Origin of the sequence: Bacillus sp. CH_48 (assembly GCF_038008465.1) — a bacterium.
GTDB classification, from domain to species: domain Bacteria; phylum Bacillota; class Bacilli; order Bacillales; family Bacillaceae_G; genus Bacillus_A; species Bacillus_A thuringiensis_S.
In genome coordinates, this window is the sequence record NZ_JBBOZF010000001.1 from 5,560,668 (window position 1) to 5,573,505 (window position 12,838).

Sequence of the window (12,838 nt, forward strand, 5' to 3'; positions counted from 1 at the left end):
CCTTATCCTATAAGGGTAATTATACTTATTTCATAAAACCAGTGACAAGCATTCGCCAAAAATTATTTGATTTTCCTTCATACCCGATTTGGAAAATTGGTATTTTTATAATTGAAAACCATTTCGGTGTTTGTTTTTCTTTATAACACTGATATTGTAAAATAAGCTTGTCCAATTCTTGACTAACTTGAATTGTCTCCCTACTATTTAGCCCACTTGTTAATCCTAGTTGAATCATTTCTTCACGTTTCATATGAATATCACGTGAAAGCTTTTCTAATGTGTACTTCCTTTTTACAGTAAACATCCATATCCCCCTTATTATACTTCCATGCTCTCAACTTCACTTCTCCATTGACCTTTTGAACTACTTAATCATATACAAATTTGAAGAATCAGAAATTTTAACATTTTCTCCCTGTAATTTACAAATCTTTACCCTCACTTTGAGAATTATTACAAATTATTCTATCTTTGTAAATACATTCGCAATAATAGACATTTTTTTCATCTTCTTTTTTTACAAATTCTACGTAAACCGGGGATTCTTAATTTTCCACCTACTTTTCTTCGACATTTTTTGTTTAATTTATATAAAAAAGCAAAACATAATGATGATTGATAAAGTGAAACTTTAATCAGTGTTTTTTGTTCAGCCCCACTGATTATTAGCATTCACCAATCGTGCGTTTATAGGCAGTGAATCTCCCACCTATCCAGCCCAATGTTGAGGTGGGAGTCTTACTACCCACAAATAGCGGGATAACAATAGAAAGGAAATATTTATATGCGAAAATATACGATTACATTGTTCATCATTGTTTTGTTTTTACCGTCCTTCTTATTTCCTATTCAAGCAAATGCTCATACGAATAAAGTTGCTATTGTCATTGATGATTTCGGCAATAATATGAAGGGGACTAATCAAATGTTATCACTTCCCATTCCGCTCACTGTTGCTGTTATGCCTTTTCTTCCTTCCACAAAAGAAGATGCAATAGCTGCCCATAAAAAAGGCCATGAAGTTATTATACATATGCCAATGGAACCTATTAAAGGTAAAAAAGAATGGCTTGGACCGAAAGCAATTACAACCGATTTAAGCGATGAAGAAATAAACAACCGACTTGAACAAGCGATTCAAGAAGTTCCGCATGCAATTGGAATGAACAATCATATGGGGTCAAAAGTAACAGCGGATGAAAGAATTGTTCGCCTTATACTTGCTGCTTGTAAAAAACACGGTTTATTTTACTTAGATAGTAAAACTAATACTAATAGTGTCGTCCCAAAAATCGGAAAAGAATTAGGAGTTCCTATTATTGAAAACCAACTATTTTTTGATGATGTGTATACAGCAGGACATATTTCAAAACAAGCCCAATTACTCATCAAAAAAATTCAAGAAAAACCTATTATGGTAGCTATCGGGCATGTGGGCCCCCCAGGTGAAATTACATCACGCGTTATTGAAACTTCTATCCCTAAAATTCGTGAGCATGCAGACTTTATTTTTTTATCTGATCTAGCATTATCCCCGCCTCCTGTTTCAAAATAAAGTTTATTACTCACAAAGAAAAGTACCTATCTATATATAACAGATAGGTACTTTTCTTTTTAACTTAAATATAATCTACATGACTCACTCTGAATCCTTTTTTCTCTATTTTTCCGATTAATTGCTTTAATCTTGTTTCATCTAACTCATCTGATATATTTACAATAACGCGGCGGATATATTGATCACCGTTATCAAGTGTAAACAACCCACCGATATTATATGCTTTTAACAATGTCCCAAGCTCTTTAATCGTTCCCTTACAATCTTGTGTTGCAATTGTTAATATATAACCACCTGTCCGCATACCAAATGAATCTTCAATAACATCAAATATATTCGAATGCGTTAACATACCGACAAATTCATTATAATCATTTAGCACGGCTAAAAACGGAAGCCGACGAATCACATAAAAGGCTCTGAAGAAGGAATCCTTTTCAAAAATAAATGCATTGGAATTGTCAAGCATATCTCCTGCACTTACATGCTCTAATCCGCTATTGCATTTTTTTTCTAATAAATCTACTTTATAAATAATACCCGTGAATTTCTTCTCATCTTCTGCTAATACCGGGATGGCTCGAAATCCCGTTTTGTTCATCGTTTGCAGTGCCTCTTCACCAGAATCATTTATTTTGCAAAATGTTACTTGCTGCTTTGGCAGAAAATGATATTTAACTCGCAAAATATGTTCCTCCTTACATGTCAACATGTAATCTATATATAATAAGGAGACCTATATTTTATGAGTGAAATTATTTTTTTAAAACGCTTTCATTTATTTATTAACTTGTGGCCATATCACATTCATTTTTATATAACAGAGCTTCTTGCGCCCTTAATCATTAATAATTTCACATGATAGTTCATTAAATATTCTATACCCTCTAGCCATTTTTTCGCTTCTTCTGGCGTTTTTCCCCACACAATCATGCCGTAATTATGAACAAGAACTACTCCTCCACCTTCAATGAAATTCGGAACATTGCTTTCTAATAAATCAGCGAATTTTTTTTCATCTTCTACAATTGGAATGGTCATTTCTGTTATACCTTCTTTTCCGAAAACACGTTCCACACTGCGTTTATCGAACGTTACTTCTCCTTCTTCTCCATATAACTCTGATATTAAATGACTATCTACAGTCTGCACTTGTAAAATACATCCTGCACTACTTTTTTTATAAATATCCGCATGCATAAATGACTCTGCAGCTGGTTTTTCTTCATTTTCAAATACTGACTCGCACATGCAATTTACGACAATAAAATCTTCTTCCGAAAATAGCCCTTTATCTCTTCCCTCAACATTTACTAAAAATGTTAACGGCTCTTTTGACGTACATAGCGACAAACTAATTTTGGTACCATAAAACCAATCACGAAGTGCCAATTCAGATTTCACATCTTTTAATTCATTCCATTTCTTCAGAAAAAATAACATTTCGTCACCCCCGGCATAATATTCATATAAGGTTCGAATCCTTTCTATGTAAAAGGAATATTTTTTGATTATTCTAAAAATTTAATTGAATTATCACATGAGAATGCTTTTTTGTCAATATAGTTTCGCGGTTCTTCTTTAAAATAGGCTATTCATATGTCTATACTCCTATCTATTGCCTATTTCATTTTGTACATAAAAAAATGCACTATTCTTTAATTAAAGAATAGTGCATTTTCCTCACTTTTTATCCCGCTATTTGCTGGGCAGTAAGACCCCCACCTCAAAATGCAGCGAAAGCAAAGAAGTTAGGCGGGGATCGGGCTCTGCCCGTAAAAGCCCGATTGGTGAGGGCTAATAATCAGTGGGGGATAAACAAAACCCCCACTGATTAAAGTTTCATTTTATTTCTTTATTGCATTATATAAAAACTGTGCATATTGTTCACGTGTTACGAAATTATCTCCTAAAAAATTCCCTTCCCCGTCACCTTTTGATATTTTATTATCTACTAGAGCTTTCACATATCCTTTCGCCCAATGGCCATTTGGTATATCTTTGAAATTCTCTGCACTATTTTCATTTTCTTTTAACTGAAATACTCTTTGTAGTACTACTGACATTTCATATCGAGTTAATACTCCATCTGGACGGAATATATCATTTCCATACCCTGTCATAATACCAGCTTGAACCACTGCATCAATAGCCGTTTCATACATATTTCCTTTCGTATCTGTAAATGCCGTTTTTGGTTCTAGATTATTTTCTAATTTTAAATACCTTTGTATTAGAAGAGCTACTTGTCCACGAGTAATGTTATCACCAAATCCAAATTCACCATTTCCATAGCCTATAAATAACTTTTCTTTCGCTAAGTAATTAATTGCTTTTTCTGACCAATGTCCCTTTGGTACATCTTTAAATTCTACCACTTCTGTTTTCTCATCTTCTTTAGATGTATTACCGTCTTTACTTTCTACTACATTTTGAATAACAGACCCTGTAAAGAAGATTCCTGTATCCGCAAATGGATCTTTCACACCAAATTCATATACTTTCTCACCTGGTGTACTCCATTTCACTACACCATTACTATACGTACCGTTATCGCTCTTCAGACGAATTTTCGTAGAAATCTCACCATCTTTTTCATATATAGGTACTTTTACTTCTTTATTTACTTCTGTTTCCTCTAAAAATACTTTTTGGTTTTGGACATTGATATAAGCCGTCTTACTTAGTTCTATAACTGGTCGGACATCACGGATTTCATTTGCAACAAAACTTAGAAATACTAATTTTTTCAAATTGCTCACTGGTGATAAGTCTGTAATATAATTCGCTTCTAAATCAAGCTTTTGTAAGTTTACTAGACTTGATAATGGAGTAATATCTTTTAATTCATTATTAGGTAAATCTAATTCTGTAAGCTGAGTCATTTTAGCAAGTGGTGTCACATCTTTAATTTGATTTTTCCCGACAAATAATTTATTTAATTGATTCATTTGATCAATACCCGATAAATCTTTAACATTATTACGCGTTAATACTAAATCTTTTAAAGGTAATGAATATAACGGTCTAATATCTTCAATTTGATTACCTGCTAAAGTTAAGTATGTTACATTTTTTAAAGCACTTAATGGAGCAACGTTCTTAATTTTATTATTTGCTAAATTCAAGTAATCTAGTTGTTCCATTTTTGCTAATGCTGTTACATCTTCTATTTGGTTGCCTGATAGATATAAAGTTTTTACATTTTTCATTTCAGTTAGTGGTGCAACATTTGTAATTTTATTATTACTTAAATCAAGAGACTCTAAATTATTCATCTTAACAAGTGGCGTTACATCTGAAAATTCATTACCACGCAAAGCTAAATGATTTAATTGCTTTAGGTTCGCAAAGAACGACGGATCTTTTATCTTTGCATTCGCAACTGTTAAAGATTTTAAATTTGGCATATATTTTAATGCACTATAATCAAGTATCTCGTTTGTATTTAAAAACAAATCCTTTACTTGTAATAACTCTTCTTTCGTAATTGGTGTATTTAAATCTTTTCTATTAAATACTTTTTTATTAACAAGTTCTCTTAATTTGTTATCTGTTATCATGTTTTGATTATCAACTGGATTATCCGTTTCCGTATTGCCTGAATTAGAGTTATCATCTGGTTTCTCTGTTTCTTTGTTACCTACAGTTGGATCTTTAATTTCAAATTGAACTTGATATTTGTGATCATATCCAATAGCTGGAATAAGTATATGCATTTGCATATTGTGCTTCTTCTCAAACTCGCCAATTTCAAATTGAACTACTTTCGTTCCATTCTTCCTCTTATCTTCTGACAAAACTTTCACATCATGAAATACACCAGGCTGGTTTCTATCTTCTATTCTAAGATATTGAAAATAATCGCTATCTTGCATTGTTACAGTGACAATTTTTTTGCCAGCTGCAATTGTTACTTTAGGATCTTTTATATATTGAGAAACCATAGATGGCTCGTCTTTTTGATCCTTATATATTTTAATCTCAGTATCATACGTGCGATCACTCGCTGCTGCTACCGATTGATTTGCTTCAACTTTTAGTGCTGCTAATGCTGGAGTAGAGTACGTAGCAAATGGAATTGCTAATGTTGTCGCTACTACTAGCGCCTTCATATAATTTTTTTTCAAAATAATATCCCCTATCATATATAATTTTTATAATTGATAATACTTATCAATTATCCACAAATAAATGATAATGAATCTCATTATCATTGTCAATGAGAATATTACATTAAATTTATATTTTTAAAGATAAATAATAAAAAGCCCTTTATTCAAAGGGCTTTTTTACCTATCGTATGAAGAATTTCACTTTTTTCCTTCTCATTGATGACACCGATTTTTTGCAAAATATTCGCGTACAATACAAGTTTATTATATATTCGTTCTGACATGTTCTCCCTTCTTTCCTTCGACCAACTTTTTTTGTATTGGTAAATTATATGAAAGAGATGAGAAAATGTGTCCACTTTTTGCATAAATGCAAATCTTTTATTTTACGATTTACAGACAATAAAACTCCCTCCTAAAAATTAGGCGGGAGTTTAGGTACTTTCACTGTATTTAACAAACTGTCCACTGAATATTATGCTTCATAAGTTCTTCTTCAAAACTATATGGCATTTTTTTATCACAAATTACATGTTGAATACGTGAAAATGCTGCTATACGATAATTCCCTTTCACGCCTACCTTCGTATGATCACATAAAATATATGTTTTCTCAGCTAATTTCATCATCGCCTCTGACAATTTCGCTTTCTCTAATTCAAAGCTGGAAACTCCAAAACTAGGTAATAGCCCATCAATCGAAACGAACGCTTTATGAAAATGGAATTGCTGTATTACTTGCTGAGAAATAGACCCTGATACACGCGAATGCTTTGGAGATACTTTTCCACCTATAAATAAAACTTCACCGTGAAACATCTTTTTATTAATAGAAGAAATTAATTGTGTTGCGACTGGAAATGAACTTGTTACAATCGTTAAGTTTTTACGATGAACAAGGTATGGAACCATTTGAAGCGGTGTACTTCCATCATCAATTGCAATGACATCACCATCTTCTACAAATGTCGCTGCTTTATAACCAATTCTTTTCTTCTCTTCTATATGTAGCATTTCTCTTTCTAACATTGGTGCCTCTACCCCAGCGCCTGGAAGTTGAACAGCTCCACCATACACTTTTTTCAACTTCTTTTCACGATCTAATTCTTCTAAATATCGACGAATCGTTTCTGTTGATACAGCAAATTCTCTCGCTAATTCTGAAACCTTTACTTTCCCTTTAAATTCTACCTTTTCAAGAATGGTTCGCTTTCTTTCTTCTCCTACTACAGACATAGCTTCACCTCATTTATATCTCCCTCATAAACTTCCTTATTTATACAAGGTTGTAATTTTCTTTATAAGCAGAAACTTTTTCATGAATATGAATACCGCGCTTTGCTAGCTCATCAAAAATCAATTGTGGATTTTCAAAAGCTTCTTCAGGCGTAACAACACCCACCCTATTTACATTTCCATTTGCAATTAACTCTGCAGCAATCCCAAATGGAATACCGACGTTTCTCGTATAAGCTCTTAATTTTTCCCATCCTACAACAGAGCCATCAGATAACGGATGTGTATGATATAATACATGTCTTTGCTTCTCATTATTTTTCATACCTATTACTTCTACATGAAGTGCATAACCATAAACCTCTGTTTCTTGTCCTTCTTTCGATTGTAATAAATACTGCGAAATACAATCCATAATACCAATTTCTTTCCCATTTATTTCAATCTGATCATTACGCAATATGCCGTAATCATATAAAGCATGTACAAGTTGCATATTTTGCTTTGGCCAAGTTCCTCTCGTCTCTATCAGTTTGATACCTTTATTTTCTAGTGCCTTTGCTAACGTAATTGTTTCAGAATGCGGGATTATATACTGCGTTGTCTTACCATAAGGCGCTGGCAATTCTATTTCTCTTGGACGCGCAAACGGAAGTACTTGCTTAAATTCACCATCTTCATACACTGTACGCGATGGTAAATGTGGATCATATTCATATGTCGTTGTCTCTGTAATTGATGCAGAAAAAGCAATCGGACGATACGAACCGTGACTTACGCGGATCGTATCTACAGTATCCAGTTGATTTGCTGCATGCATTGCCATCATTTGCGTTACACCTGGCGTCATGCCAAATCCAGGTAAACATGTTTTTTCGTTTTGAACAAATATAGCATGCGATTCATTTTCTTCACCAAATCCATTTAAGTTCACACCGTGACACCCTGCTTCTGCAATACAGCGGGTCGACAATCCGTTTAGCTTTATCGTCGTACCGTCCATTACAATGTCATAACCAATCATTTTTGCAACCGTATCCTCATGATTCGTTACATCTACTTTTACAAAATCAACACGAGGATCGTTGAGCCATTCTACTACTTTACGGCCCTCTTCCTCGTTAAAATCAGCTACTGTAATCGTCTCAAAAGATGAAAATTGAACTAAATCCAAAATAGCTTCACGACAAATTTTACCTGCTCCACCTAAGCAAAATACTTTCATCCAATAACAGCTCCTTTAGCAATACTATCAACTAAGCGATTAATATCTTCTTCATGTACATCACCGATATTTCCAATGCGAAACGTATCTACTTTCGAAATTTTTCCAGGGTAAATAACAAATCCATAACGCTTTAATTCGTTATATAACTGTTGAAACTCGAACCCCTCTTTTGGATAAATGAAAGATGTAATAATAGGAGATTGATATTTCTCATCTACTAGTGGCTTAAATCCGATTTCTCCCATTCTATTCACTAGTAGTTTTTGATTGTTGTAATATCGATTGTAACGCGCTCTCACTCCCCCCTCTTTTTCTAGTTCAAGTAGTGCTTGATAAAAAGCATGTACAACATGTGTAGGTGAAGTAAAACGCCATTTCCCATTTTGTTTTTCCATCGTTTCCCATTGATCATATAAATCAAGAGATAAAGAACGTCCTTTTCCTTTACACTTCAATAATTCATCACGTTTTGCGATTACAAATCCGAATCCAGGAACCCCTTGAATACACTTATTTGCACTACTAATTAAAAAATCAATTTGTAAATCAGCAATGTCTATTTCAATCCCGCCGAAACTACTCATCGCATCAACAATTGTAACCTTTCCATACTGCTTTCCTAATTTACATACATCTACAATTGGATTTATAATACCTGTCGTTGTTTCACAATGAACAACTGCAATATGCGTAATCTCTTTATCTTCTTGCAATAACTTTTCTACTTCTACAATATTAGTAGGTTCCCACTCTTCTGTTTGACTGACCACTACATCAATCTGTAACATCTCTGCCATTTGCACGATGCGCTTACCGTACGCACCATTTGTACAAACGAGAAGCTTCCCATTTGCCGGAATAACAGAACCAATTACTGCTTCAACTGAAAACGTACCGCTTCCTTGCATTAACACTGTTGTATATTTCTCTTCTTCCTTCGTCGCTAACGATACAAGTTTAGCTCTTACTTCTTGCACCATCGTATTATATTCAACATCCCACGTACACCAATCGTATAGCATAACTTCTTTTACTGATTTTGTTGTCGTTAATGGTCCTGGTGTTAATAATAAATAGTGATTTTCATTCATGATCCAGTGCCCCTTTTATGAAATAATTAGTTCTTGTTTCTCGATATGTTCTATTATATTTTCGAGCTCCTGCATCGTTTCAATCGTAAAATGAGCCCCATTTTCAACAAACCGATTACGAACTACTTCTATTTTTTCACGAAGCTCTACCGAATCCATACTCTCCACTTCCTCTTCCGTTAAACCGAGCTCACTACTTCCAAGAATTACACCAACTGTCCACATTCCAGCATTTCTACCTTCTTTCATATCTGATACTGTGTCCCCTACTTTTATCATATGATTCATCGGATACACATCAAGTTCCATTGCATTTTTATAGCACATCCATGGATATGGACGGCCTGCTGGAACATCATCTGGCGTAACAAGAAAATCAGGTTTATATCCTTGTAACGCTGCTTCCTTTGCAACAATATCCATCATTTCTCTCGTATAACCAGTTGTTGAACCGATTTTAATGCCTCTCTCACGTAAAGAAGCGATTACTTCTTTTACCCCCTCAATCGGCGTAGCATAACTTGGCAAAATAGAAAAGAGAATTTCTTCAAACTCTTCATACATCTCATGAATGTCTACTTCTGTTGGTAATTGACCGAAGACACGCTTCCACTCATCCGCAATACGAGGCATTTCTGTTAGTGCCCTTACATGATCTATTTTTAATAATCCCATTGGCTTACGTGCTTCTTCTACTGTAATTTCAACGCCGCGTTTATGAAAAATCTTCATGAATACTTCTAGTGGTGCAAAACATCCGTAATCAACTGTCGTACCTGCCCAATCAAAAATAACTGCTTCAATTTTCATTCTGTCCATCACCCTTCTTATTTATCTTTTTTGCCATTGCGAAGTTCGGTTACGAAGTGTTTTCGTTCCCCATTCATATACAACTCTCACTACAATATTTGTAATAACAATAAGTACACTCATTGCAGCTGCTGGCGCTACATTTCCTGCATCATCCATATTTACGATTGATACGGCAGCTAGTTTAAAATCAGCTGCATATAAGAATACAACTGCTGACACAGTTACCATCGAATTTACGAAGTAGTACATCACCATTTCTAAAATTGCTGGTAAACACATTGGTACTGTTACTCTAAAGAATGTTTTATAAAACGGAATACCCATTGACTGCGAAACAAGCTCAAACTCTCGGTCTAATTTCTTTAAGGCAGTCATTGCCGTGACAAATGTTACAGAATAAAAATGAATGATATTTACTAGTACTAACACAGCGATTGTTCCGTATAAAGAATGAAACGGATTCGTTACTGATAGTCCCAGAATTTGAATCGTTGGTTGACTAAAGAAAAAGACATATCCTAATCCGAGTACTAAACCTGGTATCGCTAACGGCACTATAGAGAAAAAGTAACCTGTTTTTCTAAAAAATTGTAGCTGGTCTATTTTCTCAATTGCATATGCGAATACAAATGTTAAAATCGCCCCAATAACTGCTGTAACTGCTGAAACAATTACGCTATTTTTAAATGCTTCAAGTCCATCTCCTGTTAAACTCGAAAAATTAAAATGCTCAAATGTAAAACTCATATTATATGGCCATACTTTCACACTTGCAGCAATACCAACTGCAACAAATAATAGAATGATCATAAGTGTAATTACACTACAATATATGAATGAGATTACATCTCTTTTCTTATTAGCTATTATTCTGTATGGTACTGCTTTTGAAGATAAGAAATTCGCCTGCTTTCTTTGCGTAATACGATCAACTACAAATGCGAATATAGCTGGGATTAATAAAATCATTCCGACAGTTGCACCCATCGGCATATTTTGCTGTCCAATTACTTGTTTGTATACGTCAGTAGCAAGCACATTATATTGCCCACCAACAATTTTTGGTGCCCCAAAATCAGTAAAACTAAGTGTAAACACAACAAACATTGCACTAATTAATCCGTACTTTACACTAGGTAAAGTAACCGTGAAAAATTGCTTTGTTTTACTCGCCCCTAACATATTAGAAGCTTCATATAATCGATAATCAGATCCTTGAAAGGCAATTAGCAATATAAGAAATGCTTGCGGAAATGTATACATAACTTCAGCTATTACAATTCCTACTGGTCCATATAAAGGGATTTGTATACCTTCAAATAACCCAAACATCCCTTTCGTTACTAGCCCTTGATTACCAAATAAATATGTAAGTGCTATACCGTGCATCATCGTTGGTGCGAACAATGGTAATAACGCTACATACTGAAATACACGCTTTCCAAAAACATTCGTACGGGCAATTGCATATGCGTAAACGAATGCGATTGCAACTGAAATAATTGTTGTTGCGCCCGAAATCCATACTGTATTTTGTAAAGACTGAACTAAAGTTGGTGTTGTGGAATATTTACTGAAATTCGCTAAACCAATGAAAACTCCATCTTTATTATAAAAAGCTTGTGTAAATATTTGTAATAGCGGCAATACAAGTATGATAAGGAAGGAAAGGATCATACCGATAATTACGAGCCTTTGGATCCATTCCTCTTTCCCAATACTTCTCTTAATCTTTTTTTTCGTACTTTCTACCTTATAGTTTTCTAACATCTCCATCTATACAATGACCTTCTTTCCATATGACAACATATGATTTTCTGAGAAAGAGATTTGAATCGGCTTTCCTTTTCTAATAGCGGTTGCTTCTACTTCTGATGCTAATATATCCACTACAATTTTCTCATTATAAAGGTGTGTGTTTTCTTCTATGACTCGCACTTCCGTCCGATATACGGATCCGCGAAATTCCATACTTTCCACAACTGTTTTAATACCTTCCTTTTGTACAATTGTTACATGTTCAGGACGAATTGCATGTTCTTCGTTATTTTTCGAAAAGAAATTAATAGAACCAATAAAATCTGCCACAAACGGATTGGCTGGTCTTTGATAAATCTCCTCTGGTGTTCCAATCTGCATAATTTCCGCATGATTCATTACAACAATTTTATCAGCCATCGTTAATGCCTCTTCTTGATCATGCGTTACCATAATCGTCGTTATTCCTATTTCCTCTTGCAAATCACGCATTTCTCTACGTAATTTTTCACGCACTTTTGCATCTAAAGCTGATAACGGCTCATCGAGTAACAAAATATCTGGAGACAGAGCGAGCGCACGTGCAAGTGCTACTCGCTGCTGTTGTCCACCAGACATTTGAGCAGGATATTTATCTTTTACATTCAGCAAATCTACAAGTTTTAACGCATCTAGCGCTTTCTCTTTCACTTCTGCTTTCCCATATTTTTTTGTCTTTAAGCCGTATTCAATATTTTCAAGTGCTGTTAAATTCGGAAATAAAGCATACGATTGGAAAACCATTCCGAAGTTTCTCTTTCCAGGAGGCAATGCTGTAATATCTTTTCCATTCACAGCTATACTGCCAGTCGTTGGTTCCTCTAGTCCCGCTAAAATGCGAAGCAACGTCGTTTTCCCACAACCACTTGGGCCTAATAAACAAACAAACTCATTTTTGTTCACAGTAAAAGAAATATCTTTTAACGCTGTAAATGCATCAAACTGTTTTTGAATGTGTTGAATTGATAAATATTCGCTCATTTTTCTCTCTCCCACT

11 protein-coding genes are annotated in these 12,838 nt (G+C 34.4%); 1 reads left to right on the forward strand and 10 read right to left on the reverse strand.

From position 1 onward, the window contains the following. Positions 1 to 25: 25 nt before the first annotated feature. Positions 26 to 307, reverse strand: a complete 282-nt coding sequence (locus N2V92_RS28145; RefSeq protein WP_000495537.1) for an aspartyl-phosphate phosphatase Spo0E family protein — start codon at positions 305 to 307, stop codon at positions 26 to 28. Between the two features lie 480 nt (positions 308 to 787). On the opposite strand from N2V92_RS28145, the gene N2V92_RS28150 reads away from it, so the two are divergent. Beyond that, the gene (locus N2V92_RS28150; RefSeq protein WP_042597420.1) at positions 788 to 1,558 is read left to right on the forward strand and encodes a divergent polysaccharide deacetylase family protein; all 771 of its coding nucleotides are present in this window, start codon (positions 788 to 790) and stop codon (positions 1,556 to 1,558) included. Positions 1,559 to 1,622: 64 nt separating this feature from the next. On the opposite strand, the gene cbpA is transcribed toward N2V92_RS28150, so the two are convergent. From cbpA to N2V92_RS28195, 9 genes are all read right to left on the reverse strand, one after another. After that, on the reverse strand, positions 1,623 to 2,246 hold the full coding sequence (gene cbpA / locus N2V92_RS28155; RefSeq protein ID WP_001264214.1) for a cyclic di-AMP binding protein CbpA: 624 nt from the start codon (positions 2,244 to 2,246) through the stop codon (positions 1,623 to 1,625). Positions 2,247 to 2,374: 128 nt separating this feature from the next. Continuing rightward, a complete protein-coding gene (locus tag N2V92_RS28160) occupies positions 2,375 to 3,004 on the reverse strand; it encodes a class II aldolase/adducin family protein (RefSeq protein ID WP_000896006.1) in 630 nt (209 codons plus the stop codon). Between the two features lie 404 nt (positions 3,005 to 3,408). Continuing rightward, positions 3,409 to 5,691: an NEAT domain-containing leucine-rich repeat protein gene (locus N2V92_RS28165; protein ID WP_042597418.1), complete on the reverse strand. Its 2,283-nt coding sequence runs from the start codon at positions 5,689 to 5,691 to the stop codon at positions 3,409 to 3,411. Between the two features lie 438 nt (positions 5,692 to 6,129). After that, the gene (locus tag N2V92_RS28170; RefSeq protein ID WP_000117666.1) at positions 6,130 to 6,912 is read right to left on the reverse strand and encodes a DeoR/GlpR family DNA-binding transcription regulator; all 783 of its coding nucleotides are present in this window, start codon (positions 6,910 to 6,912) and stop codon (positions 6,130 to 6,132) included. A gap of 40 nt (positions 6,913 to 6,952) precedes the next feature. Continuing rightward, entirely contained in the window at positions 6,953 to 8,137 is a 1,185-nt protein-coding gene (locus tag N2V92_RS28175) for a saccharopine dehydrogenase family protein (protein ID WP_000862157.1), read from the reverse strand. Beyond that, the gene (gene phnW / locus N2V92_RS28180; protein ID WP_001004779.1) at positions 8,134 to 9,231 is read right to left on the reverse strand and encodes a 2-aminoethylphosphonate--pyruvate transaminase; all 1,098 of its coding nucleotides are present in this window, start codon (positions 9,229 to 9,231) and stop codon (positions 8,134 to 8,136) included. The genes N2V92_RS28175 and phnW overlap by 4 nt, the downstream gene beginning before the upstream one ends. Positions 9,232 to 9,246: 15 nt before the next feature. After that, entirely contained in the window at positions 9,247 to 10,041 is a 795-nt protein-coding gene (gene phnX, locus N2V92_RS28185) for a phosphonoacetaldehyde hydrolase (RefSeq protein ID WP_000687386.1), read from the reverse strand. 21 nt (positions 10,042 to 10,062) lie between these two features. After that, positions 10,063 to 11,820, reverse strand: coding sequence for a putative 2-aminoethylphosphonate ABC transporter permease subunit (locus N2V92_RS28190; RefSeq protein WP_042597414.1), 1,758 nt, complete (start codon positions 11,818 to 11,820; stop codon positions 10,063 to 10,065). Continuing rightward, complete coding sequence (locus N2V92_RS28195) at positions 11,821 to 12,822, reverse strand: putative 2-aminoethylphosphonate ABC transporter ATP-binding protein (protein ID WP_000006195.1); 1,002 nt, start codon at positions 12,820 to 12,822, stop codon at positions 11,821 to 11,823. Positions 12,823 to 12,838: the final 16 nt, after the last annotated feature.